This window comes from Pseudomonas sp. MBLB4123 (genome assembly GCF_051904775.1).
GTDB classification, from domain to species: Bacteria; Pseudomonadota; Gammaproteobacteria; order Pseudomonadales; family Pseudomonadaceae; genus Aquipseudomonas; species Aquipseudomonas benzenivorans_B.
In genome coordinates this window covers 4,176,657-4,202,659 of the sequence record NZ_CP196711.1, presented here as the reverse complement: position 1 = coordinate 4,202,659, position 26,003 = coordinate 4,176,657, and the positions used below count along the sequence as shown (strand labels likewise).

The following is a 26,003-nucleotide window of genomic DNA, read 5'->3' as shown; positions in this document are numbered from 1 at the left end:
GCGGCCGCGCACAGACCGCCCCTGGCTCGGAAAAAAACTCGAATGGGTGGGAAATACTGCAAACAGCGATCGAGGTTCGCGCGCCGTACCGCGACCTCCGAAGGCGGCCCCGGACGACTCCCCCGCCGGGAACCGGTTCCGGCCTGCGCTCAGCTCATTTGCTGGCGCCGTTGCTCAACATCGCGGCGACTTCGTCCTTCAGACTGACCCGCTGCATCTTCAGCCCCAGCAACTCCATCTCGTCCATGGCGACCCGGCCGTCTTCGACCTCATAGATGCGCTTGTCCAGCTCCTCATACTCCCGGGCCAGCCGGGCGAAGTGTCCGTCAGCCTGGAACAGGGCGCGCATCTGCGCTTCGAACTGCGGGAATTCACGGCTGAGCGGATGATATTGCAATGGCATGGCGGCATCCTCTGGCTGGGTGTATTTACCATCAGCCTAGCTCAGCTCGGGGCTTTCCACCGGGCGCCCGGACCAGCGCCACTCCGCGCCCTGGCCCTGGGTTTGGCCTGCGCTGCCCTGGCAAGGTCGCGCGCCTGGATTACACTCAGCCGAGCACACCCAGGAGCGACGGCATGAGCATACTCGGCGAATTCAAGGCCTTTGCGGTCAAAGGCAACGTGGTGGACATGGCAGTGGGCATCATCATCGGCGCGGCGTTCGGCAAGATCGTCTCCTCCTTCGTCGCCGACCTGGTGATGCCACCGCTGGGCATCCTCATCGGCGGCGTGGACTTCTCCGACCTGGCCATCGTGCTCAAGGCCGCCGAAGGCGACCTGCCGGCGGTGACCCTGGCCTACGGCAAGTTCATCCAGACCGTCGTCGACTTCGCCATCATCGCCTTCGCCATCTTCCTCGGCATCAAGGTCATCAACCGCCTCAAGCGCGAGGAAGAGGCCGCCCCCGCCGCCCCAGCGGCACCGACCCAGGACCAGCAGCTGCTCGCCGAGATCCGCGACCTGCTCAAGGCCCAGCAACGCAACGAGTGACGCTCGCCTGGCCGCTCACATCGGCTCACTAAGCGCAGGTGCGCCTCATTCGGCGGAGAGCGGCCGCAGCAGCAGCTTGCTGACCCGACGATCCTTGACCGCGGTCACCGTCAGGTGCCAGTCGGCATGTTCCAGCTGATCACCGATCAGCGGCAGGCGATCGAGCAGGCTCATGGCCAGTCCGGCCAGGGTCTGGTAGTCGTCACAGGGACTGGCGGCGAAGCCCAGGCGGTTACGCAGCACTGCCAGATTGATCGCGCCATTGACCCGGTAACCGCCTTCCACCGGTTCGATATCCGGCCCCTGCACCTCGCTGGCGTCCGGCAGTTCGCCGGCAATCGCCTCGAGGATATCGGTGAGCGTCAGCAGCCCCTCGAAGCCGCCGAATTCGTTGACCACGAAGGCCACATGGGTCGAGGCCTGACGCATCTGCTCCAGGGCCGCGAGAACCGAGACGCCGTCCGGCAGGTTGAGCGGTACTCGCACCAAACTCTCGATGTCCGGCTGCTCGCCCTTGAGCAGCGCCTTGAATAGCTCCTTCTTGTGCACATAGCCGAGCGGCTCGTCGTCGGCCGCGCAACGGCTGACCAGCAGGCGCGAATGCGGCGAGTCGAGCAACGCCCGATGAATCTTCTCCGGCGGTGTATCCAGGTCGATACGGTCGACCTGCATGCGGTCGGTCATGGCCCTGCGGATCGACGCTTCGGCCAGCCCCAGCACGCCGCGGATCATCACCCGCTCACGACGGTCGAACAGCGCCGCCTCGCCCCCCGCCCCGTCGAGCATGTCGGCAATCTCCTCGCCCACCTCGTTGGCCTCGACCTTGCCGCCGAGCAGGCGCAGCACGGCATGTGCGGTGCGTTCGCGCAGGCTGTGCTCGCCTTGCAGGTGGCGTTTGCGACGGGCCCGGGCGAGCTGGTTGAACAGCTCGATGAGGATCGAGAAGCCGATGGCGGCGTAGAGATAGCCCTTGGGAATGTGAAAACCCAGCCCCTCGGCGGTGAGGCTGAAGCCGATCATCATCAAGAAGCCCAGGCACAGCATGATCACCGTGGGCCGCGCGTTGACGAAGGCGGTCAGCGGCTTGCTGGCGACCAGCATCAGGCCCATGGAGATGACCACTGCGACCATCATCACCTGCAGTTCGTCGACCATGCCCACCGCGGTGATCACCGCATCCAGGGAGAACACCGCATCGAGCACGATGATCTGCGCCACCACCGGCCAGAAGCGGGCGTAGCCGCGGTTGCCGCCGGGCTTGTGGCTGCTGCCCTCGAGGCGTTCGTGCAGCTCCATGGTGGCCTTGAACAGCAGGAAGATGCCGCCGCCGAGCATGATCAGGTCACGACCGGAGAAGGTCTTGCCGAACAGCTCGAGCAGCGGCTCGGTGAGGGTCACCAGCCAGGCGATGCTGGCCAGCAGGCCGAGACGCATCAACAGGGCCAGGCTCAGGCCGATCAGCCGGGCGCGGTCGCGCTGCTCGGGCGGCAGCTTGTCCGCGAGGATGGCGATGAACACCAGGTTGTCGATGCCCAGGACGATTTCCAGGACGATGAGGGTCAACAGACCCAGCCAGGCCGTAGGGTCGGCTATCCATTCCATTTACAGGGGTGCTCTTGCGAAGGAAAGAAGGGGGAAGCGGGTCCAGCCGAACGCCCGCGCGGGCGGCACGACAAGGCTCGGCTGGAAGAGGAAAGATCAGGGCTAAATGACTGACGCGGCACAGACCGGAGGACGGCCGAGCCTTCTTGCTGGGGTGCCCCCGGACCGATTGCCGAGGGCGGTCTACTGCTATCGCTGTCCATACAGGCCATAAAAAGCAAACACGGCCGGCGACTCTACAGAATTGCCCAGACGGCGCTAAGCCGAGATTCGTTACCAGTTCTTACCAGTAGTTCTCCACCGCCACCTGGCCCGGCCGACGGGTCAGGCTCAGGTGCAGGTCACGCCGTTTCAGCAGCGCCCGGGTGTCGTCGATCATCTGCGGATTGCCGCAGAGCATCAGCCGCGAATGCTCGGGGCTCAGGGTCAGGCCGGCGGCCTGCTCCAGCTCGCCGTTGTCCAGCAGGGTGGTGATGCGCCCATGCAGACAGCCCGGGGCCCGCTCGCGGGTGACGGTGGGCAGGTAGGTCAGCTTGTCGGCGTACTCGGCCAGATACTCCAGTTCGCCGATGCCCTGGATGAGCGCCTGGTAGGCCAGCTCGCTGGCGGTGCGGGCGCTGTAGACCAGGACGATGCGGTCGAAGCGCTGCCAGGCCTCGAAGTCCTGCAGCAATGACAGGAAGGGCGCCAGGCCGGTGCCGCTGGCCAGCAACCAGAGATCGCGGCCGTCGGCGAAGCGGTCGAGGGTGAGGAAGCCGAAGGCCTGCTTGTCCACCAGCAGGCTGTCACCGGCCTGCAGCCGGCTCAGCTCCGAGGTGAACTCGCCGCCCGGCACGACTATGGAGAAGAACTCGAGGAACTCGTCGTGGGGCGCCGAGACCATCGAATAGGCGCGCCAGACCAGGGAGCCGTCGGCCTTCTGCACGCCGAGGCGGGCGAACTGGCCGGCGCGGAAACGAAAGCCCGGGTCGCGCGAACAGCGCAGGCTGAACAGGCTCGGCGACCAGACGCGCACCTCGCTCAGGGTCTGGCGGGTGAACTTCTCTTCGCTGACGGTCATTGCATGCCCCCGGGTCGCGGATAGGCCTCCAGTGTTGCGCAAAGTCCGCCCGATAAACACCCGCAGGCACTGCGGCTATTGCCGGGCTCAGCGGCGGTTGACGGTCTGCGCGGCGCGCAGCACATCGGCGCCGATCTGCGCCTCGTAGCGCTGCCACAGCGGCTGCATCGCCTGGCGCCAGGCGGCCAGTTCGGCAGGCGTCAACTCGATCAACTGGGTCCGGCCGGCCGCCAACAGCTGTGCCCGGTCGCGCCGGTTGAGCTGCTCGGCCGCACGGCCCACCGCGAGGCTGACCTCCTCGATGATCGCCTCCAGCTCGGAGCGAATACGGAAGGGAATGCCGTTCCAGAAGGTCGAGTTGCTCACCAGCATGTAATTCAACGAGCCGTGGGCGGTTTCGGTGACGAAGGGCTGCAGCCGGTCCAGTTGCTGGCTGGCGATATTCGACCAGGGATTCTCGGCGCCCTGCACGGTGCCGTTCTGCAGCGCCGCGACGGTGTCGGCGAACGGCAGCTTGACCGCCTGGGCGCCGAGCTGGTCGAACTGGGCCGCCAGCACCTCGGACGGCTGGATACGGAAGGCCAGCCCCTTGGCGTCCGCCGGCAGGCGCAGTGGGCGGTTGGCGGACAGCTGCTTCATGCCGTTGTTCCAGTAGGCCAGACCGTAGATGTTGTGCTGCGCCATCGAACGCAACAGCTCGCGGCCCTTGTCGCGCTTCTGGAAGCGCTTGACCGCGGCCAGGTCGTCGAACAGGAATGGCAGGTCGAACAGCTGCAATTGCTGGGTGTAGGCACCGAACTTGGACAGCGAGGGCGCCAGCAGCTGTACCTGGTTGCTGCGCAGCGCCTCGAGCTCATCGGCGTCGCCGAACAGCGTGGCGTTCGGGTAGACCTCGACCGCCACCTCGCCTGCCAGGCGCTCTTCCACCAGTTTCTTGAACAGCAACGCGCCCTGGCCTTTGGGAGTGTCCTGCGCCACGACATGGGAGAACTTGATGACGATCGGTGCCTTGGCCTCGGCCAGAGCCGCATGGGATGCCAGCAGCGACAGGGAACAGAACAGGGCTAACAGGGGTTTGAACATCGACTTTCCTTATGCGATGGCACGCCGGGAAGCCCTCTGCAACGGCAGGGGCCTCAACGGTTTGGGCTTTTCAGGGTGACGGGCCGACGTCATCGGCAGGCGGGTGCCGGACGCTCGACCATCATGGGCTACCAGGTCGTATCTGCGCGCGGAGCTCAGAAGCCTGGTTATTATTGGCGCGCCGGCCGGCATGACTCGGCGGTATCGAATACGACCGACGGGCCGGCGGGGGGCGGCATTCTTCGGCAAAGCGCGGTGAGGTACAAGAGTCGTTTTGCCGGACGAGCTCTCAGTTTCGAGACTTTTCCGGCACTTGGGTCGACAATAGCGCCGGCTACCCCGCCGCTCTCGTCATCCTGCCAACCCGAGTTACCGATGCCCCTATTCTCCAGCCCCTTCGCTCAGCTCGAGCTGATCCGCCACCCCGAGCAACCCAACGAGCCGCTGCAGGCCTTCGATGCGGCCGACGAGTACCTGCTGTCGCATCTGGCCGAACAGGGCCTGCCCGCCGCTGCACGTCTGCTGGTGCTCAACGACAGCTTCGGCGCCCTGGCCGCCAGCCTGGCCGGCCGGGCGCGGGTGACCAGCAGCGGCGACTCCCATCTGGGTTACCTGGGCCTGACGGTGAACCTGGCGCGCAACCGGCTGCCGGGCGACGCGGTGGACTTCGTCCCGGCCAGCGAGACGCCGCAAGGGCCGTTCGACTGGGTGCTGATCCGCGTGCCCAAGACCCTGGCGCTGCTGGAGGAGCAGCTGATCCGCCTGCACGGTCAGCTGGCGCCGGGCGCGCGGGTGGTGGCGGCGGCCATGGTCAAGCACCTGCCGCGGGCCGCCGGCGACCTGCTGGAGCGCTACATAGGCCCGGTGCAGGCCTCGCTGGCGGTGAAGAAGGCGCGCCTGCTGCTGGCTACGCCCGACACCAAGGCCGCCCCGGTGTCGCCCTACCCGACCCGCTACCGCCTGGAGCAGCCGAGCCTGGAACTGCTCAACCACGCCAATCTGTTCTGCCGCGAGGGCCTGGACATCGGCACCCGCGCCCTGCTGCCGCACCTGCCCAAGCACCTGGGACGCATCCGCGTGGCGGACCTCGGTTGCGGCAACGGCGTGCTCGGCATCGCCTACGCCCTGGGCAGCCCGCAGGCCGAGCTGTGCCTGGTGGACGAGTCCTATATGGCGGTGCAGTCGGCGCGGGAGAACTGGCGCGCGGCCCTGGGCGAGCGGCCGGCGAGCATTCGCGCCGGCGACGGCCTGGCCGAGCAGGACGCCGACTCCCTGGACCTGGTGCTGTGCAACCCGCCCTTCCACCAGCAGCAGGTGGTCGGCGACTTCCTCGCCTGGCGCATGTTCCAGCAGGCCCGCGCCGCGCTGGCCAAGGGCGGCGAGCTGTGGATAGTCGGCAACCGCCACCTGGGCTACCACGCCAAGCTCAAGCGCCTGTTCCGCGGCGTCGAGCAGGTGGCGGCCACGCCCAAGTTCGTGGTGCTCAAGGCCATCAAGTAGGGAGGGTTGGCATCTGTCCGAGTTACCGGCGTCGGGCCAATCCTTACTGCGCCACAACCCACCATGGCAGGCGCATCACCACGTTGGTGGGTTACGCCGCTGCGCAGCTAACCCACCCGACGAAACCCACGAAGATCGGCAGCCGATCAGGGTGTGCCCAGCCCCGCGGCGCTCATAAACAGGCGCAGCAATCCGGCCACGGCGGCCAGGGCCAGCACGCTGGCGCTCCAGATCAGCGCCAGCCAGCCCAGGCGCTGCCACAGCGGCTTCTTCTCGCCCGTGTCGCTCATCCCGCGGCCCTCAGTGGTAGCCATCTTCCACCCGCACCTTGCCGCGGAACACGTAGTAGCTCCAGGCCGTGTACATCAGGATGAAGGGGATGATGAACAGCGCGCCGACCAGGATGAAGCCCTGGCTCTGCGGCGGCGCGGCGGCGTCCCAGATGCTCACCGCAGGCGGGATGATGTTCGGCCACAGGCTGATGCCCAGGCCGCTGTAGCCGAGGAAGATCAGCGTCAGGGTCAGCAGGAACGGCGAGTAGTTGGCGTTGCGCGCCACCGCCCGCAACAGCGCCCAGGTGCAGACCAGCACCAGCACGGGCACCGGCATAAACCAGAACAGGTTCGGCAGGCTGAACCAGCGCTGGGCGATCTCCGCATGGGCCAGGGGCGTCCACAGGCTGACGATGCCGGTCACCGCCAGCAGGACGAACACCAGCGGCCGCGCCAGGTCGTGCATCTGCTGCTGCAGGCGGCCCTCGGTCTTCATGATCAGCCAGGTGCAGCCGAGCAGGGCGTAGGCGGCGATCAGCGCCAGGCCGCAGAACAGCGAGAACGGCGTCAGCCAGTCCAGGGCGCCGCCGGCATAGGCCCGGTCCACCACCTCGAAGCCGTCGATATAGGCGCCCAGGGCCACGCCCTGGAAGAAGGTCGCGGTCAGCGAGCCACCGATGAAGGCCTTGTCCCAGATGTGCCGCTTGGCCGCCTTGGCCTTGAAGCGGAACTCGAAGGCCACGCCGCGGAAGATCAGCCCCAGCAGCATCAGGATCAGCGGCAGGTACAGGGCGCTCAAGACCACCGCATAGGCCAGCGGGAAGGCGCCGAACAGCGCCGCGCCGCCGAGCACCAGCCAGGTCTCGTTGCCGTCCCACACCGGCGCCACGGTGTTCATCATCACGTCGCGCTCGCCGTCGTCGGCGACCAGGGGGAAGAGGATGCCTATCCCTAAGTCGAAGCCGTCCATGACCACGTACATCATCACCCCGAAGGCGATGATCACCGCCCAGATCAGCGAAAGATCGATACCCATGCTCAGCTCCTCTCAGTCTGCAGGTGGTCGCCATCCTCGTCGTCCTCGGCGGCGGACAACGGCCGCGACGGCGTGCGCGCCTGGCCGGGGCCGCCATGGGCCACTGCCCTGCCCTCGTCGGTGACCGGGCCCTTGCGCACCAGGCGCAGCATGTAGCCCAGGCCCGCGCCGAACAGGGCGAAATACACCACCACGAACAGCGCCAGGGTCAGGCTCATCTGCGCCAGGCTGTGGCCGGAGGAGGCATCGGCGGTGCGCATCAGGCCGTGCACCACCCAGGGCTGGCGGCCGACCTCGGTGGTGAACCAGCCGGCGAGGATGGCGACGATGCCCGAGGGGCCCATCCACACCGCCAGATGGAGGAACGGCCGGCTGTGGAACAGGCCGCCGCTATGGCGCAGCCACAGGCTCCACAGGCCGGTGAGGATCATCAGCAGACCCAGGGCGACCATGATGCGGAAGGTCCAGAACACCAGGGTCGAGTTGGGCCGGTCCTCCGGCGCGAACTCCTTCAGGGCCGGCACCTGCTGATCCAGGCTGTGGGTCAGGATCAGGCTGCCGAGGGCCGGAATCTCCAGCTTGAAGCGGGTCTCCTCGGCCTCCATGTCCGGCCAGCCGAACAGGATCAGCGGGGTCGGCTCGCCGCTGCTGTTGTCCCAGTGGCCCTCCATCGCGGCGATCTTGGCCGGCTGGTACTTGAGGGTGTTGAGGCCGTGCAGGTCGCCGATCATGGCCTGGATCGGCGCGACGATCAGGGCCATCCACATGGCCATCGACAGCATCTTGCGGATCGCCGGGTTGTCGCGCCCGCGCAGCAGGTGCCAGGCCGCCGAGGCGCCGACGAAGAAGGCGGTGGCGAGGAAGGCCGCGGTGGCCATGTGGGCCAGGCGATAGGGGAACGAGGGGTTGAACACCACCGCCAGCCAGTCCACCGGAATCACCCGGCCGTCGACGATCTCGAAGCCCTGGGGGGTGTGCATCCAGCTGTTGGAGGCGAGGATCCAGAAGGTCGAGATCAGCGTGCCGATCGCCACCATGACCGTGGAGAAGAAGTGCAGGCCGGGGCCGACGCGGTTCCAGCCGAACAGCATGACGCCGAGGAACCCCGCCTCGAGGAAGAAGGCGGTGAGCACCTCGTAGGTCAGCAGCGGCCCGGTGACCGCCCCGGCGAAGTCGGAGAAGGCGCTCCAGTTGGTGCCGAACTGATAGGCCATGACCAGGCCGGAGACCACGCCCATGCCGAAGTTGACGGCGAATATCTTCGCCCAGAAGTGGTAGAGATCGCGGTAGACCTCCTCGCGGGTCTTCAGCCACAACCCCTCGAGCACCGCCAGGTAACTGGCCAGGCCGATGGTGATGGCCGGGAAGATGATGTGGAAGGAGATGGTGAAGGCGAACTGGATGCGGGCCAGGTCGAGCGCCTCTAAGCCAAGCATGCAACATCCTCGTGCGGGTTGCTGGGGGCGGAGCGGCGGGCCCGTTCGTCTACAGCAGACAAACCCGACAGCCGCCTTGATCCGGATCAATAGACGCCTACAGCGTAACGCCGCGCCCCACGCCCGCTGCTGTGGTTATTTGTCGCGCAGCCTCCTTGCCGGCCCGGTCTGGCATGCTAGGCTGACAGCCATTCAGTAGCTGGCTAACTAAAACCCCATGTCGACCCACGGCACCCTGCTGCTGCGCCACCAGCGCCCCTTCATCGCCTTCTGGCTGGCGCGGGTGTGCACCGCCAGCGGCTTCCAGATGCTCACCGTGGCCATCGGCTGGCATATGTACCAGCTGACCGGCAACGTGCTCGACCTGGGCCTGGTGGGCCTGGTGGAATTCCTCCCGCGGGTGCTGTTCATGCTGCACACCGGGCATGTCGCCGACCGCTACGACCGGCGCAAGGTCGCCGCGCTGTGCCAGGGGGGCCAGGCGCTGATCGCCCTGGCCCTGGTGCTGGGCAGCAGCAGCGGCGAGGTGACCCGCGAGCTGATCTTCGTCCTCGCCTTCCTCCTCGGCAGCGCCCGCGCCTTCGAGATGCCGGCGACCCAGGCGCTGCTGCCCAGCCTGGTGCCGGCGGCGCTGTTCCCCGCGGCGGTGGCCGCCTCCGCCTCGGCGATGCAGACCGCGACCATCGCCGCCCCGGCCCTCGGCGGCCTGCTGTTCGCCTTCGGCAGCCTGTGGGTGTACGCGCCGACCGCCCTGCTCTATGGGCTGGCCTGTGCCCTGATGCTCGGCCTGCCGCCGCGCCAGGAGCCGCTGCGCAAGGAGCGCGCCTCGCTGGAGTCGCTGCTGGCCGGCATCCGCTATATCCGCAGCCGCCGCGACATCTTCGGTGCCATCTCCCTGGACCTGTTCGCCGTGCTGCTCGGCGGCGCCACCGCCCTGCTGCCGGTGTTCGCCAAGGACATCCTGCTCACCGGCCCCTGGGGCCTGGGCCTGCTGCGTTCGGCGCCGGCGGTGGGCGCGCTGCTGATGTCCTTCTGGCTGGCGCGCTTTCCCCTCGAACGCAACGTCGGGCGGACCATGTTCAGCGCGGTGGCGGTGTTCGGCGTGGCCACCATCGCCTTCGGCCTGTCCACCTCCTTCTGGTTCAGCCTGGCGGTGCTGGTGGTGCTCGGCGCGGCGGACATGATCAGCATGGTCATCCGCGGCGCCTTCGTGCAGCTGCAGACCCCGGACGCCATGCGCGGCCGGGTCAGCGCGGTGAACGGGTTGTTCATCGGCGCCTCCAACCAGCTCGGCGAGTTCGAGTCCGGGCTCACCGCCCACTGGTTCGGCACCGTGCCGGCGGTGGTGCTGGGCGGGGTCGGCACCCTGCTGGTGACCGGCGCCTGGATCAGGCTGTTCCCGAGCCTGGCCCGGCGCGACCGCCTGCAGGAGCCCGAGGAGGCCGGCGCGGCGGCGCACCCGCGCTGAGGGCTCAGTGCTGCAGGCGCGGGTCGGCGCTCAGCGCCTGGTAGAGGAACTCGCCGAGCGCGCGGATGCGCGCCACCCCGCGCAGGTCCGGATGGGTCAGCACCCACACCTGGGTATCCAGGGCCGGGTCGGGCTCGGCCAGGCGCACCAGCTCGGCGTGCGCCTCGGCCAGCGGGCAGAGCAGCAGGCCGACGCCCATGCCCAGGCGCACGCACTCGACCATGCCGACCAGGCTGTCGCTGCGCGCCACCACCTGTTCGGCCGGCACCCGCGCCGCCAGCCAGGCGGCCTGCCGCAGGTGCGCCAGGCTCTCGTCGGGGCCGACCCACTGGTGTTCGCTCAACGGCAGGTTCGCCGATCGACCGGCCAGGTAGGCCGACGAGGCATAGAGGGCGGTCTGGATACGGCCGACGCAGCGCCCCAGCAGGTTCTCCGGCGGCTGGTTGGTGCCGCGCACCGCCATGTCGGCCTCGCGCCGGGTCAGGCTGAGAAAGCTGTTGTTGGTCACCAACTGCAGCCGCACGGCCGGATGGGCCTGGCGAAACTGCGCCAGCAGCGGGGTCAGCAGGCTGGCGAACAAGGTGTCGGTGGAGGTCAGGCGGATGCTGCCGCGAATCTGCAGATCCTGGCCCAGCAGCTGGCGCCCGGCCCGTTCGATCTGCTCGTCCACCCCGTCCAGCTGCGCGGCCAGCGCCTCGCCCGCCGCGGTCAGTTCATAGCCGCCGGGCAGGCGCTGGAACAGCGCCACGCCGAGGCGCTGCTCCAGGCGCTGCAGGCGCCGCAGCACGGTGCTGTGGTTGACCCGCAGGGTGCGCGCGGCCTGGCTGATCGAGCCGCCCCGGGCGACGGCGAGGAAGTACTGCAGGTCGCTCCAATCCATCAATGCAAATCCGCATAGGCGTTGTGCGGATATTGGGAATTTATCCGCCGAATTGCAAAGCATAGCCTGGGGTCAAGGCGCTACTGCCGACCGACAGGAGCTTGTCCATGCCCAGTCTCGCACTGCCCCGCTACCCCGCCGCCGCACGCCTGCTGCTGCGCATCGGCCTGGCCGCCATGTGGATCAGCCACGGGCTGCTGCTCAAGCTGTTCACCTTCGGCGTCGCCGGGCTCGCGCAATGGCTGGCCGGCCAGGGGCTGCCGGCGGCCCTTGCCCTGCCGCTGATCGTCGCGGAAAGCCTCGGCGGCCTGCTGATCCTGCTCGGCTTCCATGGCCGCTGGGTGTCCCTGGCGCTGCTGCCGATCCTGCTCGGCGCGCTGCTGATCCATGCGCCCAACGGCTGGATCTTCAGCAACCCCGGCGGCGGCTGGGAATACCCGCTGTTCCTCGCCGCCATGTCCCTGGTCCACGTCCTGCTCGGCGACGGCCCGCTGGCCCTGAAAGCCGAAGGAGCCACCCCATGAACACCTCACTGGAACTGGTCAGCCACCCGCTGTGCCCCTACGTGCAACGGGCGGCCATCGTGCTGGCGGAAAAAGACGTGGCCTTCAGCCGCCGCGACGTCGACCTGAGCGACAAGCCCGCCTGGTTCCTCGCCCTCTCCCCGCTGGGCAAGGTGCCGCTGCTGCGCAGCGAGCGCGGCGTGCTGTTCGAGTCGGCGGTGATCGCCGAGTACCTCGACGAAACCCTGGCGCCGCGCCTGCACCCCACCGACGCCTTCGAGCGCGCCCGTCACCGCGCCTGGATCGAGTTCGCCTCGGCCCTGCTCAACGACATCGCGCGCTTCTACAACGCCGCCGACGCGGAGCAGCTGGACGCCCGGCAGCAGGCCCTGCGCCGGCGCTTCGAGCAGCTGGAGGAGACGCTGCAGACGGGGCCCTGGTTCGCCGGCGAACGCTTCTCTCTGGTGGATGCGGCCTTCGCCCCGGTCTTCCGCTACTGGCTGGTATTCGAGCGCATCGCCGACTTCGCCACCTTCGCCGGCCTCGACAAGGTCGAACGCTGGCGCCAGGCATTAGCCCGGCGTCCCTCGGTGCAGGCGGCGGCGCCAGCGGACTACGCGCAGCGCCTGTGGCAGTTCATCGAGCGCCGCGACAGCCGGCTGTCCTGCCTGCTGAGGCAGACCACCGCCGCGTAGTCGAGCCGCCAACCGCCTCGCACGGGCCTAGTCGGCCAGCATGGCCTCGGCCACCTGGCGGCGGGTGCCCTTGCCGCGCAGCTGCTCGACCAGGCACAGGGCGAAGGCCAGGGCGGTGCCGGGGCCCTGGCTGGTGATGCAGTTGCCGTCGACCACCACCGGCTCGTCGACGAAGCTGCAGCCGGACAGGCGATCGCTGAAGGACGGGTAGCAGGTCATGCGCCGCTGGCGGAGCACGCCGAACGGCTGCAGGGCCATGGCCGGCGCCGCGCAGATGGCGGCGTAGAACTTGCCGGCCTTGGCCTGCTGGCGCACCCGCTCGGCCAGCGGCTCGTGCTCGCCCAGGCGCTGGGCGCCGGGCATGCCGCCGGGCAAAACGATCAGGTCGAACTCCTGGGCCAGCACGTCGACCAGCATGGCGTCGGCGGTCAGGCGCGTGCCGCGGGCGCAGGTGATCATCCGCCGGCCCTCGATGCTGGCCACCACCACCTCGATCTCGGCGCGGCGCAGCACGTCGATCAGGGTCACGCATTCGAGGTCCTCGACGCCATCGGCTACGGTGATTACGGCGCGTGTGCTCATGCTCTGCTCCTCGACTGGAAAGGCGATTGCGCTGACCTTTCGGTCACAAATTCACCGGCTAAAGCCTAGCTGATATGATGCGCGCCTTTTCCAGATCGCCCGCAAAAACCGCCGCCCGTGCGCGGATGTGCTTTGCTTGCGGTTTGCACATCAACGGCGCCATCTGCGCCACAGGGAGACGCCATGCTGGAACGCCTATTCCAACTCAAAGCGCACAACACCACAGTGCGCACCGAGATCCTCGCCGGTCTCACCACCTTCCTGACCATGGCCTACATCCTCTTCGTCAACCCCAGCATCCTCGCCGAGACCGGCATGGATCACGGCGCGGTGTTCGTCGCCACCTGCCTGGCGGCGGCCATCGGCTCGGCGATTATGGGCCTGCTGGCCAACTACCCGATCGCGCTGGCGCCGGGCATGGGCCTCAACGCCTTCTTCACCTACACCGTGGTGCTAACCATGGGCTACAGCTGGCAGACCGCCCTGGGCGCGGTGTTCCTCTCCGGGGCGATCTTCTTCCTGCTGTCGATCTTCAAGATCCGCGAGTGGATCATCAACAGCATCCCCCTGGCCCTGCGCTCGGGCATCGCCGCCGGCATCGGCCTGTTCCTGGCGATCATCGCGCTGAAGAACGCCGGCATCGTCATCGATCACCCGGCCACCCTGGTCGGCCTCGGCGACCTCTCCCAGGGCGGCCCGCTGCTGGCCTGCCTGGGCTTCTTCATCATCGCCGCCCTGGCCTATCGCCGGGTCACCGGCGCGGTGATGATCGGCATCCTGGCGGTCACCGGCCTGTCCATCGCCCTGGGCCTGTCCCAGCTCGACGCCGTGGTGTCGATGCCGCCGGCACTGGCGCCGACCCTGATGCAACTGGACATCATGGGCGCCCTGGATATCGGCCTGCTCAGCGTGATCTTCGCCTTCCTCTTCGTCGACCTGTTCGACACCTCCGGCACCCTGATCGGCGTGGCCCAGCGCGCCAAGCTGCTGGATCAGGACGGCAAGATGCCCAAGCTCGGCCGCGCCCTGCTGGCCGACAGCAGCGCGACCATGGCCGGCGCCGCCCTGGGCACCAGCACCACCACCAGCTACATCGAGTCGGCGGCCGGCATCAGCGCCGGCGGGCGCACCGGCCTGACCGCCTGCGTGGTCGCCCTGCTGTTCCTCCTCAGCCTGTTCTTCGCGCCCCTGGCCGGCGCCGTGCCGGCCTACGCCACGGCGCCGGCGCTGCTGTTCGTCGCGGTGCTGATGATGAGCAGCCTGGCGCAGATCGACTGGGACGACCTGACCGTCGCCGCGCCGGTGGCGGTGGCCGCCCTGGCCATGCCACTGACCTTCTCCATCGCCAACGGCATCGCCTTCGGCTTCATCACCTGGACCCTGGTCAAGGTCCTGGCCGGCCGCTGGCGCGACCTCAACCCGGCGCTGGTGATACTCTCGGCGTTGTTCGTGATCAAGCTGGGCTTCTTCGCCTGAGCCCGGCCAGCCAGTCCTCCAGGAGCGGGCCCGTCCCGCTCCTGTCCGTTTCAGCCGTAGAACCCGTCGAGTAGTCCATGAGCCGTCCCCAGTTCGATCCCGCCACCTATGCCGCCCAACTCGACGCCAAGACGCAGCGCCTGAGCGAGCTGCTGGCGCCGTTCGCCGCCCCCGCGCCGGAGGTCTTCGACTCGCCTCGCGAGCACTACCGCCTGCGCGCCGAGTTCCGCCTGTGGCGCGAGGGCGAGGATCGCCACTACGCCATGTTCGAGGCCGGCGACAAGCACGCACCCATCCTGCTGGACGACTTCCCCATCGCCAGCGCGCGGATCAACGCGCTGATGCCGCGCCTGAAGGCCGCCTGGCAGGCCAGCCAGGCGCTGGGCTTCAAGCTGTTCCAGGTCGAATTCCTCACCACCCTGGCCGGCGATGCGCTGATCACCCTGTGCTACCACCGGCCGCTGGACGCGGCCTGGCAGGCCGAGGCCGAGAAGCTGGCGGCCGAGCTGGGCGTCAGCCTGGTCGGCCGCTCGCGGGGCAAGCGCATCGTCGTCGGCAAGGACTATGTGGAGGAAGAGCTCGAGGTGGCCGGTCGCACCTTCCGCTATCGCCAGCCCGAAGGCGCCTTCACCCAGCCCAACGGCGAGGTGTGCCAGAAGATGCTCGGCTGGGCCTTCGAGGCGCTCGGCCAGCGCGACGACGACCTGCTGGAGCTGTACTGCGGCAACGGCAACTTCACCCTGCCCCTGGCCACCCGGGTGCGCAAGGTGCTGGCCACCGAGATCAGCAAGAGCTCGGTGAACGCCGCCCTGGCCAACCTGGAAGGCAACGGCGTGGACAACGTGACCCTGGTGCGCCTGTCCGCCGAGGAACTGACCCAGGCGCTCAACGAGGTGCGACCGTTCCGCCGCCTGGCCGATGTCGACCTGAAGAGCTACGACTTCGGCAGCGTGTTCGTCGACCCGCCGCGCGCCGGCATGGACCCGGACACCTGCGAGCTGACCCGGCACTTCCAGCGCATCCTCTACATCTCCTGCAACCCCGAGACCCTGGCCGCCAACATCGCCCAGCTCGACGACACCCACAAGGTGACCCGCTGCGCCCTGTTCGACCAGTTCCCCTATACCCACCACATGGAAGCGGGGGTGCTGCTGGAACGGCGCTGAGCGCTAGAGTCGGTTCAGGCCGCGCAGCGCCCAGAAGGCCAGCCCGGCCGAGACCGCTTCCAGCAGCAGCGCCGCCAGGTTGAAGGTCTGCTGGGCACCGCCGTCCAGCCACAGGCCGCCGATGCGCGCCAGGGCCAGGGCGCTGTACAGCAGCACCAGCAGGGTCAGCGCGCCGCGGATCAGCTCCAGGCGCGCCAGGGCCAGCAGCAGATAGGCCGCAAGGCCGAGTTGCAGGCCGCCATAGTAGGCGCGCACGTCGGTGGCCGCGGCGGGTGCCAGCAACAGCATGCCGCTGAGGTTGGCCATTTCGTGGGGCCGGATGAAATAGGCCAGGCCGAAGCCGCCCAGGGCCAGGATTTGCACCACCAAGATCACGCGCGCCAACCGCATCGACAGCTCCCATCCCATGGCTTGATGCCAGCAGCATAGGTCCTGCCCGGCATATCCGGAAACAGCCGGCAGCTGGGGTCGACGCGGCGGCGGCGTTATCCTGGCGCATCGACCCTGTACGGAGCCTTCCAAAATGCGCCGAGTCCTACTGCTTGCCGGGCTGTTCGCCGGTCTGGCCCAGGCCGCCGAGCCCCTGACCATCGACGTGCACCGCGACCCCAACTGCGGCTGCTGCAAGGCCTGGATCGACCACCTGCAAGCCAACGGCTTCGCGGTCGTCGACCATGTCGAGACCGATATGGGCGCGGTCAAGCAGCGCCTGGGCGTGCCGCCGCGCCTGTCGTCCTGCCACACCGGGCTGATCGACGGCCAGTTCGTCGAGGGCCATGTACCGGCGGCCGACATCCTCAAGCTGCGCCAGCGCCCCGACCTGCTCGGCGCCGCCGTGCCCGGCATGCCGACCGGCTCGCCCGGCATGGAGCGCGGCAATGTCCGCGACGCCTACCAGGTGATCGGCCTGGATGCTCGCGGGGAGGAGCAGGTGCTGAGCGACTACCCGGGCAACTGAAGGGGCAGCGCCGCGCCACGGGGACTATGCTCCTAGTTTGAGGCGTGCGCGCTCCCGCAGGGTGGGCGCCTGCGCCGGCCCCGTCCAACGCGTCCCGGAGGCCCCATGCCCAGCCGCCGTCAGTTCATCCAGCGCGGCGCCCGTCTGCTCGGCCTCGCCGCCACCCTGCCCCTGCTGCCACGCACCTTCGCCCAGGAACCCGGCGGCCTGCTGCAGCGGACGATTCCCGCCAGCGGCGAGGCGCTGCCGGCCATAGGCCTGGGCACCTCGCGTACCTTCCACGTGCGCCTCGACGACGCCAGCCTCGCGCCCCTGGAGCAGGTGATGGGCACCTTTATCGAGGGCGGCGGTCGCCTGATCGACACCGCGCCCAGCTACGGCAACGCCGAGGCCGTCACCGGCGCCCTGCTGCAGCGCACCGGCAGCCAGGCCCGGGCCTTTCTCGCCAGCAAGGTCTCGGCCCATGGCCGCGAACGCGGCCTGGCGCAGTTTGCGGCCAGCCTGCGCGCCCTGCAGAGCGAGCGGATCGACCTGATGCAGGTGCACAACCTGCAGGACACCCGCACCCAGCTGGCCCTGCTGCGCGAACTGAAGGCCCAGGGCAAGGTGCGCTACATCGGCATCACCCACTACCGCGAGGCGGCCCACGACGACCTGCTGGCGGTGCTGGCCAAGGAGCCGGTGGACTTCGTCCAGCTCAACTATTCGGTGGCCGAGCGCAACGCCGAGCGGCGCCTGCTGCCCTATTGCGCCGACCGCGGCATCGCCACCCTGATCAACCGGCCCTTCGCCCGCGGCCAGCTGTTCCAGCGGGTGCGCGGCCGGCCGCTGCCGGACTGGGCGGCGGAGGTCGACGCCGACTCCTGGGCCCAGCTGCTGCTCAAGTTCATCCTCGCCCATCCGGCGGTGACCGTGGCCATCCCCGCCACCTCCAAGGCCCACTACATGGCCGACAACCTCGGCGCGGGCCGGGGCCGCCTGCCGGACGCGGCGCTGCGCGAGCGGATCGCCCGGGCCTTCGCCTGAGCCCGGGCCGCACCTCGGAGGCGCCATGACGCCCGCCCAGCGCCTGGCCGCCAGCATCAATGCCGAACCGGCCGAGTTGCGTGCGGCCCTGAGCGGCTTCGCCCTGCTGTTCTGCCTGTTCAGCGGCTACTTCATGCTCAGGCCGATCCGCGAGGCGATGGGCATCCGCGGTGGCGTGGAGCACCTGCAGTGGTTGTTCAGCGCCACCTTCGTGCTCATGCTGGTGGCCGTCCCGCTGTTCGCCTGGCTCAATTCCAGGGTGCCGCGCTCGCGCTATGTCGACTGGGTGTACAGCCTGTTCGTCCTCAACCTGCTGGCCTTCGCCGCGGCCTTCGCCCAAGGCGACTCGGTGTGGCTGGCGCGGCTGTTCTACGTCTGGCTGTCGGTCTACAACCTGTTCGTGGTGTCGGTGGCCTGGAGCCTGATGGCCGACGTGTTCGATGCCGCCCAGGCGCGCCGCCTGTTCGCCTTCATCGCCGCCGGCGCCAGCAGCGGCGGCCTGGCGGGCCCGGCACTGGGCACCCTGCTGATAGGCACCATCGGCCATAGCGGCCTGCTGCTCTGCGCCGCCGGGCTGCTGGGCGGCGCGCTGACAGGCAAGCGCCGGCTGATGGCCTGGCGCGCGGTCGGCGGCGCCGGACGCCCCGGCGCGCCGCCCAGCGAGCACCCGCGCGAGCCGGTGCCGGGCAACCCCTTCAGCGGCATCGGCCGGGTGCTGACCTCGCCCTACCTGCTGGGCATCGCCGTCTTCGTCGTCCTGCTGGCCAGCGCCAGCACCTTCCTCTACTTCGAACAGGCGCGCCTGGTACAGCAGACCTTCCCCGACCCGATCCAGCAGGTGCGCGTGTTCGGCCTGCTCGACTTCGCCGTGCAGGCGCTGTCGTTGCTGGCCCAGCTGTTCGTCACCGGGCGGGTCGCGCAGAAGCTCGGCCTGCGCGCGCTGCTGGCCGGGGTGCCGCTGCTGGTGTGCCTGGGCTTCCTCGGCCTGGCCCTGGCGCCGACCTTCGCCATGCTGGCGGCCCTGATGATCCTGCGCCGGGTCGGCGAGTACGCCTTCGTCCGCCCCGGCCGGGAGATGCTCTTCGCCCCGCTGGACGCGCACAGCAAGTACAAGGCCAAGAACGTCATCGACACCCTGGTCTATCGCGGCGGCGACGCCCTCAGCGCCTGGCTCAAGGCGCTGCTCGACGGCCTGGCCCAGGGCACGCTGGTCGCCGCCCTGGCCGGCGCCGTGCTGGCCGCCGTCTGGGCTGCGCTGGGCTGGTACCTGGGCGGACGCCGCGAGCCGGCCGCCTACGGCCAGCGCCAGGGCCCATGAGCGCCGCCGGTTCTGATCGCGACATCTCCATATCCACTGCCGCTTTTTCCGCCGCCGCGCTTGTCACTCTCGCCCCCTCTGGGTTATCAGTGCACTGCCCCCGCTCCATGCACACTCCGGTATCGCCTATGACCCTTGCAGTACCCGCGCACAGCGCCAATCCCGCCGACAAGCCCGCCGGGCGCATCCGCCAGAAGAACGAGGAGGCGATCCTCGCCGCCGCCGAGGAGGAGTTCGCCCGCCACGGCTTCAAGGGCACCAGCATGAACACCATCGCCCAGACCGTCGGCCTGCCCAAGGCCAACCTGCACTACTACTTCAGCAGCAAGCTGGGGCTGTACCTGGCGGTGCTGAGCAACATCCTCGAGCTGTGGGACAGCACCTTCAACAGCCTCACCGTCGACGACGACCCGGCCGAGGCCCTGGACCGCTACATCCGCGCCAAGCTGGAGTTTTCCCGCCGCTACCCCAAGGCCTCGCGGATCTTCGCCATGGAGGTGATCGGCGGCGGCGAGTGCCTGTCGGCCTACTTCGATCAGGACTACCGTACCTGGTTTCGCGGCCGCGCCGCGGTGTTCGAGACCTGGATCGCCGCCGGCAAGATGGACCCGATCGACCCGGTGCACCTGATCTTCCTGCTGTGGGGCAGCACCCAGCACTACGCCGACTTCGCCTCGCAGATCTGCCGGGTCACCGGCCGCTCGCGCCTGACCAAGCAGGACTTCGCCGAGGCCGCCGACAACCTGGTGCGCATCATCCTCAAGGGCTGCGGCCTCACCCCGCCCGCGACCGCCTGATGGTCTTCACCCTGCTCGCGCCTTGCGAATACCGCGAGGAGATCCGCAAGAGCCGCTTCCTCGCCCTGGCCGCCCCGGTGACCAGCACGGCCGAGGCCCAAGCCTTCATCGCCGGCGCCAGCGACCCCGGCGCCACGCACAACTGCTGGGCCTGGAAGGTCGGTGCGCAGTACCGCTTCAACGACGACGGCGAGCCCGGCGGCACCGCCGGCCGGCCGATCCTCGCCGCCATCGAGGGCCAGGCCTTTGACCAGGTGGCGGTGCTGGTGATCCGCTGGTACGGCGGCATCCAGCTCGGCACCGGCGGCCTGGCCCGCGCCTATGGCGGCAGCGCCAGCAAGTGCCTGCAGGGCGGCCAGCGGGTGGAGCTGGTGGCGCTGAGCCGCTGCCGCTTCCACTGCGCCTTCGCCGAGCTGCCGCTGCTCAAGGCGCGCCTGGGCGAGCTGCAGGCGCAGCTGGAGGAGGAGCGCTTCGACGCCAGCGGCGCCGAGCTGCAACTGGCCCTGCCCGCGGTACGGCTCGACGAGCTGCGGCAGTGGCTGGCCGGCCTCAGCCGCGGGCGCATCGAACTGCGGCGCCTGTAGCAATGCGACGGCCGGGGTTGATCCTGACCTATCGGACAGGTATCTTCGCCCCACGTCGCCCGACGCACCTGGATCAGCAGACAGGGTCAACACTGAGCTGGCTAACCTGAACTCAACCTCAGAGGAGCCTGCTCATGGCAGCCACCCGCATCTGGATCAAGAACCCCCTCGCCGTCTTCACCGCCAACGACCAGTCCGCCGCCGGCGGCCTGGTCATCGAGAACGGCCGCATCGCCGAACTGCTCGGCGCCGGGCAACAGCCCGCAGCCCCCTGCAGCCAAGTCTTCGATGCCCGCGAGCACGTGGTGCTGCCGGGGCTGATCAACACCCACCACCACTTCTACCAGACCCTCACCCGCGCCTGGGCGCCGGTGGTCAACCAGCCGCTGTTCCCCTGGCTGAAGACCCTGTACCCGGTGTGGGCGCGGCTGACCCCGGAAAAGCTGGCCCTGGCCACCAAGGTGGCCCTGGCCGAGCTGCTGCTGTCCGGCTGCAGCACGGCGGCGGATCATCACTACCTGTTCCCCGGCGGCCTGGAAAACGCCATCGACGTGCAGGTCGGGGTGGTGCGCGAGCTGGGCATGCGCGCGATGCTGACCCGCGGCTCCATGAGCCTGGGCGAGGCCGACGGCGGCCTGCCGCCGCAGCAGACGGTGCAGCAGGGCGAGGTGATTCTCGCCGACAGCCAGCGCCTGATCGGCCAGTACCATGAGCGCGGCGCCGGCGCCCGGGTGCAGATCGCCCTGGCACCCTGCTCGCCCTTCTCGGTGACCCCGGAGATCATGCGCGCCAGCGCCGAACTGGCGGACAAGCTGGACGTGCGCCTGCACACCCACCTGGCCGAGACCCTGGACGAGGAGGACTTCTGCCTGCAGCGCTTCGGCCAGCGCACCGTGGACTACCTGGACAGCGTCGGCTGGCTCGGCCCGCGCACCTGGCTGGCCCACGGCATCCACTTCAACCCCGAGGAAATCGCCCGCCTGGGCGCCGCCGGCACCGGCATCTGCCACTGCCCCAGCTCGAACATGCGCCTGGCCTCGGGCATCTGCCCGACCCTCGACCTGCAGGCCGCTGGCGCGCCGATCGGCCTCGGCGTGGACGGCTCGGCCTCCAACGATGCCTCCAACCTGATCCTCGAGGCGCGCCAGGCCCTGTACCTGCAGCGCCTGCGTTACGGCGCCGAACGGGTCACCCCCGAACTGGCCCTGGGCTGGGCCAGCAAGGGCTCGGCCCGACTGCTAGGGCGCGACGACATCGGCGAGCTGGCGGTGGGCAAGCAGGCCGACCTGGCGCTGTTCAAGCTGGACGAGCTGCGCTTCTCCGGCAGTCACGACCCGCTCGCGGCCCTGCTGCTGTGCGGCGCCGACCGCGCCGACCGGATGATGATCGGCGGCACCTGGCGGGTCATCGACGGCCAGGTCGAGGGCCTGGACCTGGCCCAGCTGATCGCCGACCACCGCCAGGCGGCCCGGGCGCTGATCGCCGGCTGAACCCCGGCTGGGTTGGGCCGGCGCAACCCGTCGCACAGGTGCAGGCGTCATGGGTAGCGCTGCGCTCGGCCCGTCCTCCGCAACGATCGCCGCGGCGCCGGGAGATTCTGCCCCAGAGGTCAGGTTAAACTGCGGCCAACCCCGGCCCACCCGACACGAGGCTCATCCCATGCACGACTGGCTCAATGCCCTGCCCAAGGCCGAACTGCACCTGCACCTGGAAGGCTCCCTGGAGCCCGAGCTGCTGTTCGCCCTGGCCGAACGCAACAAGATCGAACTGCCCTGGCCCGACGTCGAGAGCCTGCGCGGCGCCTATGCCTTCAACAACCTGCAGGAGTTCCTCGACCTCTACTACCGGGGCGCCGACGTGCTGCGCACGGAACAGGACTTCTACGACCTGACCTGGGCCTACCTGCAACGGTGCAAGGCGCAGGGCGTGGTGCACACCGAGCCCTTCTTCGACCCGCAGACCCACACCGACCGCGGCATCCCCTTCGAGGCGGTGCTCGGCGGCATTCGCCAGGCACTCGCGGACGGCAAGCGGCAGCTGGGCATCAGCTCGGGGCTGATCCTCAGCTTCCTGCGCCACCTGTCCGAGGAGGAGGCCTTCGAGACCCTGGAGCAGGCCCGGCCCTTCCGCGACGCCTTTATCGCCGTGGGCCTGGACAGCTCGGAAATGGGCCACCCGCCGAGCAAGTTCCAGCGGGTGTTCGCCAAGGCGCGCAGCGAGGGCTACCTGTGCGTCGCCCACGCCGGCGAGGAGGGCCCGCCCGAGTACATCTGGGAGGCCCTGGACCTGCTGAAGATCCAGCGCATCGACCATGGCGTACGGGCCATCGAGGACGAGCGGCTGATGCAGCGGATCATCGACGAGCAGATTCCCCTGACCGTCTGCCCGCTGTCCAACGTCAAGCTGCGGGTGTTCGAGCACATGGGCCAGCACAACATCCTGACGATGCTCGAGCGCGGGGTGAAGGTGACGGTCAACTCGGACGACCCGGCCTACTTCGGCGGCTACGTCGGGGAGAACTTCGCCGCCCTGCACGAGCACCTGGGCATGACCGAGGAACAGGCCCGGCGCCTGGCGCAGAACAGCCTGGACGCCCGCCTGGTCTAGCCCTTCGGGCGCCGCTCGGCGCTGTCGTCGCCGGGCGGCAGCCGTGCCTCAGTGCTGGTGCGCGGCCGGCGCGGGGGCATCCTTGTGCACCGCCACCTCCAGTTCGACCTCACCGGCCTTCTCGAAGGTCAGGGTCAGGGGGAAGCGCTCGCCGTCCCTGGCCTGTTGCCCGAGGTCGAACAGCATCACGTGATAGCCCATGGGCTCGAACCTGACCTCGCCGCCGGCCGGAACCTCCACGCTCTGCACCCGCTGCATCTTCATCAGCCCGTCGGCGTGCACGTGCTCGTGCATCTCCGCCTTGCCGGCCACCGGGGTCTGCACGGCGAGCAGGCGGTCGGCCTGGGCGCCCTTGTTGTGCACCACGAAGTAGGCCGCGGCGGTCGGCGCCACCGGCGGCATCTCCCGCGACCAGGGGTGTTCGATGTGCAGTTCGCCGCTGCCGTACTCGTGGGCGCCGGCCAGCAGGCTGGTGCCGAGCAGGGTGGCCAGCAGTAGGGCTTTTTTCATGGGCATGGTGGTTCTCCTTGGGGTGGTCAACGAAGTGTGCGGGGTATGACAACGAGCGTGCGCGCCGGCCATGGCTCAGCCTTCCTGCAGGCGGTCGGCGTCCAGGCGCTGCTCCGCCACCGGCACCTGCAGCAGCTCGGGATACATCAACTGATCCAGCTGCGGCTTGAACAGGTAGACGATCCCGGTCAGCGACAGCAGGATCAGGAAGGGGATGACGAACAGCCCGGCATAGAAATGCCAGCGCCAGGCCAGGTTGTAGAAGGACGGGGTAGGCTGTTTCATGACGCGACTCCTTCGACTGTCACTCGACGGCGGCTCATAGCCGCCACTCCAGGCCGGCGTACAGGGCGCGGCCGTCACCGGGGAGGAACTGTGCGCTGTCCTGGCCGCGGGCATCGGCGATCACCCCGGTGGTGGCGGCATAGGTCTTGTCCGCGAGGTTGCGCCCCTCGACGAAGAAGCCCAGGCCGTCTGCAGGCCGGTAGCCGCCCTTCAGCCCCCAGATGGCGTAGCCCTCGGTGTACAGGGTTTCGGCCTGGTCGACGCTGTAGTGGGTCGGCACCCACTCGAGGGTCGGCCCGGCGTACCAACCGCCCTGCTGCCACAACACCTCGCCCTTGAGGAACTGGCGCGGGATGCCGGCCAGGCGGTTGTCGCCGTAGACCGGGTCGTTGTCGAAACGGAAGTCGTTGAACAGGTACTGGCCGCGCAGCACGAGCTGGCCGAGGCGCAGGGCGCCGCCCAGCTCGATGCCCTGGTGCAGGGTGCGCGCGGCGTTGACCGTGCCCTGGGGGTTGCCGGCGGCATCGTTGAGCGACAGCAGCTCGTCACGGATCTCGCTGCGATACAGCGCCAGGTCCAGATCGAAGGAGTCGCGCGACCAACGCAGGCCCGCCTCCAGGGTGTCGGCCCGCTGCGCCTCGTTCTGGCTCAGCACCTGGCCGCCGGTCAGCTCGCTGAAGGTCGGTGGCTCGAAGCTCTGACTGAGGCTGACGAACAGCTGCACGTCCTCGGCCGGGTCATGGCGCAGGCCGATACGCCCGGTGCGGCCGACATAGGTCTGCTGGAACGACTCGTCCTGGGCCAGGCAGAAACCCGGGACGAAAGCGTTGCACCGCAGGCGATCATCGACGTCGCGCTCCTGATGCAGCCAGGCCAGGCCGCCGAGCAACGCCCAGCGCTCGGCCAGGGGCACTTCCAGTTCGGCGAAGGTATTGAGGTTGCGCGCGGTCTGGTGCAATTCGTTGACCTTGCGCCCCTTGTGCCCGCCGACATTCTGGTAGCGCGAGTCCCAGCTGCGCCCCTGGCTGGCCTCGACGCCGCCGGTCCAGCGCCAGCCGTCGTCGCTGCGCCACTGGTGCGCCAGGCGCAGGCCGTAGTCCTCGCTGTCGATATCCAGCACCTGGAAGATCGGGTGGAACAACGACTTCTCGCTGTAGAAGCTGGAAAGCGTCAGGCTGTGCCCGCCCTCGAGTTGCAGGCTGGTGATGTTGCCCAGGCGGTTGAGGCCGAAGTCGCGCCTCTGGTCGCCACTGCGGCTGCTGGCCGAGGCCTGCTGCGGATCGCGGCGCAGCTGCGCCTTGGTCAGGTTGCCCGGCAGCTCGGAGTCGGTCTGCACATGGGTCAGGTAGAAGCGGGTCGACAGACGCTCGTTAATCCGCCCACCGAGGTTGGCGAAATAGCGCTGGCTGTCCTGCCGGGCGTGATCGCGAAAGCCGTCCTGGGCGTAGTCGCCGAGGCTGACGAAGCCGTCCCAGTCGCCGAAGTCCTGGGCGAAGGCGCCGTACAGGCGCCGGTAACCGAAACTGCCCCCTTCGGCCCGCAGACTGGCCGGTGGGGCCGTCTTGCCGGTGGGGGTGACGAAGTTGAGCGCCCCACCGAGGTTGGCCGCGCCATAACGCCAGGCGTTGGCGCCCCGCAGCACCTCGATGTGCTCGGCGGCCAGCGGCTCTATGGTCTGGAAATCGAAACTGCCGTCGGCCAGGTTGACCGGCGCGCCGTCCTGCAGCAGCAACAGGCCGCGACCGTGGAAGGTACGCTGCAGGCCCGAGCCGCGAATCGACAGGCGCGCCTCTTCGGCGCCGAAGCGCGGCTGGATGAACACCCCGGTGGCCATGCCCAGGGCGTCCTGCAGGGTGCTGCTGCGCCCGCTCTTGTAGGTCTCGGCATCGACCACCGCGGCGCCGCCGGGAATACGGGCGAAATCGGCGCGCTTCTCGGCGATAGTGGGGGCGGTGGGGTCGGGCTGCTGCCGGCCGATGACGGTGCTGTCCTGCAGCTGCACCGGCTCGGCCAGGGCCGCGCCGGCCAGGCCAAGCCAGGCCGGGCCGATGCTCAGGGCCAGCAGGCTGAGGCTGGATAGATGACGCATGGGTGTCTCCCCTTGTTGCACGCGTGCCGCCAGCGCCCGGCCACGCCCAGGGACGCGGCAGACGCGCTCGGCAATAGATC

26 protein-coding genes and 1 pseudogene are annotated in these 26,003 nt (G+C 69.0%); 14 read left to right on the top strand and 13 right to left on the bottom strand.

Annotated features, from left to right (window positions below):
- Positions 1 to 154: 154 nt before the first annotated feature.
- Positions 155 to 403 carry a YdcH family protein gene (locus ACSX1C_RS19495; RefSeq protein WP_318643533.1) on the bottom strand — a complete coding sequence of 83 codons (249 nt, stop codon included), beginning with the start codon at positions 401 to 403 and terminating at the stop codon, positions 155 to 157.
- 173 nt (positions 404 to 576) lie between these two features.
- On the opposite strand from ACSX1C_RS19495, the gene mscL reads away from it, so the two are divergent.
- The gene (gene mscL / locus ACSX1C_RS19490) at positions 577 to 990 is read left to right on the top strand and encodes a large-conductance mechanosensitive channel protein MscL (RefSeq protein WP_439887496.1); all 414 of its coding nucleotides are present in this window, start codon (positions 577 to 579) and stop codon (positions 988 to 990) included.
- Between the two features lie 45 nt (positions 991 to 1,035).
- Here the strand turns inward: mscL and ACSX1C_RS19485 are convergent, their stop codons facing one another.
- The 3 genes from ACSX1C_RS19485 to ACSX1C_RS19475 form a co-directional block, all read right to left on the bottom strand.
- Entirely contained in the window at positions 1,036 to 2,592 is a 1,557-nt protein-coding gene (locus ACSX1C_RS19485; RefSeq protein WP_439887495.1) for a TerC family protein, read from the bottom strand.
- 283 nt (positions 2,593 to 2,875) lie between these two features.
- Positions 2,876 to 3,652 (bottom strand): ferredoxin--NADP reductase, encoded by a 777-nt coding sequence (locus tag ACSX1C_RS19480; protein ID WP_439887494.1) that lies wholly within the window; start codon positions 3,650 to 3,652, stop codon positions 2,876 to 2,878.
- Positions 3,653 to 3,739: 87 nt separating this feature from the next.
- A complete protein-coding gene (locus tag ACSX1C_RS19475) occupies positions 3,740 to 4,735 on the bottom strand; it encodes a DctP family TRAP transporter solute-binding subunit (protein ID WP_318643537.1) in 996 nt (331 codons plus the stop codon).
- A gap of 375 nt (positions 4,736 to 5,110) precedes the next feature.
- On the opposite strand from ACSX1C_RS19475, the gene ACSX1C_RS19470 reads away from it, so the two are divergent.
- Positions 5,111 to 6,235, top strand: coding sequence for a methyltransferase (locus ACSX1C_RS19470; protein WP_439887493.1), 1,125 nt, complete (start codon positions 5,111 to 5,113; stop codon positions 6,233 to 6,235).
- A 146-nt stretch (positions 6,236 to 6,381) separates the two neighbouring features.
- Here the strand turns inward: ACSX1C_RS19470 and ACSX1C_RS19465 are convergent, their stop codons facing one another.
- From ACSX1C_RS19465 to ACSX1C_RS19455, 3 genes are read right to left on the bottom strand one after another with little or no spacing between them, the layout of a single operon-like run.
- On the bottom strand, positions 6,382 to 6,525 hold the full coding sequence (locus tag ACSX1C_RS19465) for a DUF2474 domain-containing protein (protein ID WP_369958724.1): 144 nt from the start codon (positions 6,523 to 6,525) through the stop codon (positions 6,382 to 6,384).
- 10 nt (positions 6,526 to 6,535) lie between these two features.
- On the bottom strand, positions 6,536 to 7,543 hold the full coding sequence (gene cydB, locus ACSX1C_RS19460) for a cytochrome d ubiquinol oxidase subunit II (protein WP_439887492.1): 1,008 nt from the start codon (positions 7,541 to 7,543) through the stop codon (positions 6,536 to 6,538).
- Positions 7,544 to 7,545: 2 nt separating this feature from the next.
- Positions 7,546 to 8,979, bottom strand: a complete 1,434-nt coding sequence (locus tag ACSX1C_RS19455) for a cytochrome ubiquinol oxidase subunit I (protein WP_439887491.1) — start codon at positions 8,977 to 8,979, stop codon at positions 7,546 to 7,548.
- A gap of 217 nt (positions 8,980 to 9,196) precedes the next feature.
- On the opposite strand from ACSX1C_RS19455, the gene ACSX1C_RS19450 reads away from it, so the two are divergent.
- Complete coding sequence (locus ACSX1C_RS19450; protein WP_439887490.1) at positions 9,197 to 10,447, top strand: MFS transporter; 1,251 nt, start codon at positions 9,197 to 9,199, stop codon at positions 10,445 to 10,447.
- 4 nt (positions 10,448 to 10,451) lie between these two features.
- Here the strand turns inward: ACSX1C_RS19450 and ACSX1C_RS19445 are convergent, their stop codons facing one another.
- Positions 10,452 to 11,327 (bottom strand): LysR family transcriptional regulator, encoded by an 876-nt coding sequence (locus tag ACSX1C_RS19445; RefSeq protein ID WP_439887489.1) that lies wholly within the window; start codon positions 11,325 to 11,327, stop codon positions 10,452 to 10,454.
- Positions 11,328 to 11,434: 107 nt separating this feature from the next.
- Between ACSX1C_RS19445 and ACSX1C_RS19440 the strand changes: the two genes are divergently transcribed.
- Positions 11,435 to 11,851 (top strand): DoxX family membrane protein, encoded by a 417-nt coding sequence (locus ACSX1C_RS19440; protein ID WP_439887488.1) that lies wholly within the window; start codon positions 11,435 to 11,437, stop codon positions 11,849 to 11,851.
- Positions 11,848 to 12,525, top strand: coding sequence for a glutathione S-transferase family protein (locus ACSX1C_RS19435; RefSeq protein ID WP_439887487.1), 678 nt, complete (start codon positions 11,848 to 11,850; stop codon positions 12,523 to 12,525). Before ACSX1C_RS19440 ends, ACSX1C_RS19435 begins: the two co-directional genes overlap by 4 nt.
- A gap of 27 nt (positions 12,526 to 12,552) precedes the next feature.
- Here the strand turns inward: ACSX1C_RS19435 and ACSX1C_RS19430 are convergent, their stop codons facing one another.
- Positions 12,553 to 13,107, bottom strand: coding sequence for a DJ-1 family glyoxalase III (locus ACSX1C_RS19430; RefSeq protein WP_318643545.1), 555 nt, complete (start codon positions 13,105 to 13,107; stop codon positions 12,553 to 12,555).
- A gap of 183 nt (positions 13,108 to 13,290) precedes the next feature.
- Here ACSX1C_RS19430 and ACSX1C_RS19425 point away from each other — a divergent pair, with 183 nt between their 5' ends.
- Both ACSX1C_RS19425 and trmA read left to right on the top strand, forming a co-directional pair.
- Positions 13,291 to 14,583 carry an NCS2 family permease gene (locus ACSX1C_RS19425; protein ID WP_439887486.1) on the top strand — a complete coding sequence of 431 codons (1,293 nt, stop codon included), beginning with the start codon at positions 13,291 to 13,293 and terminating at the stop codon, positions 14,581 to 14,583.
- A 77-nt stretch (positions 14,584 to 14,660) separates the two neighbouring features.
- Entirely contained in the window at positions 14,661 to 15,749 is a 1,089-nt protein-coding gene (gene trmA / locus ACSX1C_RS19420; protein ID WP_439887485.1) for a tRNA (uridine(54)-C5)-methyltransferase TrmA, read from the top strand.
- A 3-nt stretch (positions 15,750 to 15,752) separates the two neighbouring features.
- Here trmA and ACSX1C_RS19415 read toward each other — a convergent pair whose 3' ends face one another.
- Complete coding sequence (locus ACSX1C_RS19415; RefSeq protein WP_439887484.1) at positions 15,753 to 16,139, bottom strand: DUF4345 family protein; 387 nt, start codon at positions 16,137 to 16,139, stop codon at positions 15,753 to 15,755.
- A 133-nt stretch (positions 16,140 to 16,272) separates the two neighbouring features.
- Between ACSX1C_RS19415 and ACSX1C_RS19410 the strand changes: the two genes are divergently transcribed.
- The 7 genes from ACSX1C_RS19410 (at position 16,273) to ACSX1C_RS19380 (ending at position 23,039) form a co-directional block, all read left to right on the top strand.
- The gene (locus ACSX1C_RS19410; protein ID WP_439887483.1) at positions 16,273 to 16,707 is read left to right on the top strand and encodes a DUF411 domain-containing protein; all 435 of its coding nucleotides are present in this window, start codon (positions 16,273 to 16,275) and stop codon (positions 16,705 to 16,707) included.
- Positions 16,708 to 16,812: 105 nt separating this feature from the next.
- Positions 16,813 to 17,733, top strand: coding sequence for an aldo/keto reductase (locus ACSX1C_RS19405; RefSeq protein ID WP_439887482.1), 921 nt, complete (start codon positions 16,813 to 16,815; stop codon positions 17,731 to 17,733).
- A gap of 25 nt (positions 17,734 to 17,758) precedes the next feature.
- Positions 17,759 to 19,051, top strand: coding sequence for an NTP/NDP exchange transporter (locus ACSX1C_RS19400; protein ID WP_439887481.1), 1,293 nt, complete (start codon positions 17,759 to 17,761; stop codon positions 19,049 to 19,051).
- 128 nt (positions 19,052 to 19,179) lie between these two features.
- On the top strand, positions 19,180 to 19,848 hold the full coding sequence (locus ACSX1C_RS19395) for a TetR/AcrR family transcriptional regulator (RefSeq protein WP_439887480.1): 669 nt from the start codon (positions 19,180 to 19,182) through the stop codon (positions 19,846 to 19,848).
- Entirely contained in the window at positions 19,848 to 20,432 is a 585-nt protein-coding gene (locus tag ACSX1C_RS19390; protein ID WP_439887479.1) for an IMPACT family protein, read from the top strand. The genes ACSX1C_RS19395 and ACSX1C_RS19390 overlap by 1 nt, the downstream gene beginning before the upstream one ends.
- A gap of 134 nt (positions 20,433 to 20,566) precedes the next feature.
- Positions 20,567 to 21,922, top strand: coding sequence for an 8-oxoguanine deaminase (locus ACSX1C_RS19385; RefSeq protein ID WP_439887478.1), 1,356 nt, complete (start codon positions 20,567 to 20,569; stop codon positions 21,920 to 21,922).
- Positions 21,923 to 22,091: 169 nt separating this feature from the next.
- Complete coding sequence (locus tag ACSX1C_RS19380) at positions 22,092 to 23,039, top strand: adenosine deaminase (protein WP_439887477.1); 948 nt, start codon at positions 22,092 to 22,094, stop codon at positions 23,037 to 23,039.
- A gap of 48 nt (positions 23,040 to 23,087) precedes the next feature.
- Here the strand turns inward: ACSX1C_RS19380 and ACSX1C_RS19375 are convergent, their stop codons facing one another.
- The 3 genes and pseudogenes from ACSX1C_RS19375 to ACSX1C_RS19365 all read right to left on the bottom strand — a co-directional run bounded on the left by ACSX1C_RS19375 (position 23,088) and on the right by ACSX1C_RS19365 (position 25,923).
- Positions 23,088 to 23,555: a copper chaperone PCu(A)C gene (locus ACSX1C_RS19375; RefSeq protein WP_439887476.1), complete on the bottom strand. Its 468-nt coding sequence runs from the start codon at positions 23,553 to 23,555 to the stop codon at positions 23,088 to 23,090.
- A gap of 75 nt (positions 23,556 to 23,630) precedes the next feature.
- A pseudogene (locus ACSX1C_RS19370) lies at positions 23,631 to 23,834 on the bottom strand (PepSY domain-containing protein); the annotation flags it as partial.
- Positions 23,835 to 23,868: 34 nt separating this feature from the next.
- The gene (locus ACSX1C_RS19365; protein WP_439887475.1) at positions 23,869 to 25,923 is read right to left on the bottom strand and encodes a TonB-dependent receptor family protein; all 2,055 of its coding nucleotides are present in this window, start codon (positions 25,921 to 25,923) and stop codon (positions 23,869 to 23,871) included.
- Positions 25,924 to 26,003: the final 80 nt, after the last annotated feature.

Coding starts and splice junctions, on each gene's coding strand:
- ACSX1C_RS19380 (WP_439887477.1), top strand. CDS start 22,092: ATGCACGACTGGCTCAATGCCCTGCCCAAGGCCGAACTGCACCTGCAC.
- ACSX1C_RS19430 (WP_318643545.1), bottom strand. CDS start 13,107: ATGAGCACACGCGCCGTAATCACCGTAGCCGATGGCGTCGAGGACCTC.
- ACSX1C_RS19385 (WP_439887478.1), top strand. CDS start 20,567: ATGGCAGCCACCCGCATCTGGATCAAGAACCCCCTCGCCGTCTTCACC.
- ACSX1C_RS19475 (WP_318643537.1), bottom strand. CDS start 4,735: ATGTTCAAACCCCTGTTAGCCCTGTTCTGTTCCCTGTCGCTGCTGGCA.
- ACSX1C_RS19435 (WP_439887487.1), top strand. CDS start 11,848: ATGAACACCTCACTGGAACTGGTCAGCCACCCGCTGTGCCCCTACGTG.
- ACSX1C_RS19465 (WP_369958724.1), bottom strand. CDS start 6,525: ATGAGCGACACGGGCGAGAAGAAGCCGCTGTGGCAGCGCCTGGGCTGG.
- ACSX1C_RS19480 (WP_439887494.1), bottom strand. CDS start 3,652: ATGACCGTCAGCGAAGAGAAGTTCACCCGCCAGACCCTGAGCGAGGTG.
- ACSX1C_RS19485 (WP_439887495.1), bottom strand. CDS start 2,592: ATGGAATGGATAGCCGACCCTACGGCCTGGCTGGGTCTGTTGACCCTC.
- ACSX1C_RS19415 (WP_439887484.1), bottom strand. CDS start 16,139: ATGCGGTTGGCGCGCGTGATCTTGGTGGTGCAAATCCTGGCCCTGGGC.
- trmA (WP_439887485.1), top strand. CDS start 14,661: ATGAGCCGTCCCCAGTTCGATCCCGCCACCTATGCCGCCCAACTCGAC.
- ACSX1C_RS19440 (WP_439887488.1), top strand. CDS start 11,435: ATGCCCAGTCTCGCACTGCCCCGCTACCCCGCCGCCGCACGCCTGCTG.
- ACSX1C_RS19425 (WP_439887486.1), top strand. CDS start 13,291: ATGCTGGAACGCCTATTCCAACTCAAAGCGCACAACACCACAGTGCGC.
- ACSX1C_RS19400 (WP_439887481.1), top strand. CDS start 17,759: ATGACGCCCGCCCAGCGCCTGGCCGCCAGCATCAATGCCGAACCGGCC.
- ACSX1C_RS19495 (WP_318643533.1), bottom strand. CDS start 403: ATGCCATTGCAATATCATCCGCTCAGCCGTGAATTCCCGCAGTTCGAA.
- ACSX1C_RS19395 (WP_439887480.1), top strand. CDS start 19,180: ATGACCCTTGCAGTACCCGCGCACAGCGCCAATCCCGCCGACAAGCCC.
- ACSX1C_RS19365 (WP_439887475.1), bottom strand. CDS start 25,923: ATGCGTCATCTATCCAGCCTCAGCCTGCTGGCCCTGAGCATCGGCCCG.
- ACSX1C_RS19445 (WP_439887489.1), bottom strand. CDS start 11,327: ATGGATTGGAGCGACCTGCAGTACTTCCTCGCCGTCGCCCGGGGCGGC.
- ACSX1C_RS19390 (WP_439887479.1), top strand. CDS start 19,848: ATGGTCTTCACCCTGCTCGCGCCTTGCGAATACCGCGAGGAGATCCGC.
- ACSX1C_RS19410 (WP_439887483.1), top strand. CDS start 16,273: ATGCGCCGAGTCCTACTGCTTGCCGGGCTGTTCGCCGGTCTGGCCCAG.
- cydB (WP_439887492.1), bottom strand. CDS start 7,543: ATGGGTATCGATCTTTCGCTGATCTGGGCGGTGATCATCGCCTTCGGG.
- ACSX1C_RS19405 (WP_439887482.1), top strand. CDS start 16,813: ATGCCCAGCCGCCGTCAGTTCATCCAGCGCGGCGCCCGTCTGCTCGGC.
- ACSX1C_RS19455 (WP_439887491.1), bottom strand. CDS start 8,979: ATGCTTGGCTTAGAGGCGCTCGACCTGGCCCGCATCCAGTTCGCCTTC.
- ACSX1C_RS19375 (WP_439887476.1), bottom strand. CDS start 23,555: ATGCCCATGAAAAAAGCCCTACTGCTGGCCACCCTGCTCGGCACCAGC.
- ACSX1C_RS19470 (WP_439887493.1), top strand. CDS start 5,111: ATGCCCCTATTCTCCAGCCCCTTCGCTCAGCTCGAGCTGATCCGCCAC.
- ACSX1C_RS19450 (WP_439887490.1), top strand. CDS start 9,197: ATGTCGACCCACGGCACCCTGCTGCTGCGCCACCAGCGCCCCTTCATC.
- mscL (WP_439887496.1), top strand. CDS start 577: ATGAGCATACTCGGCGAATTCAAGGCCTTTGCGGTCAAAGGCAACGTG.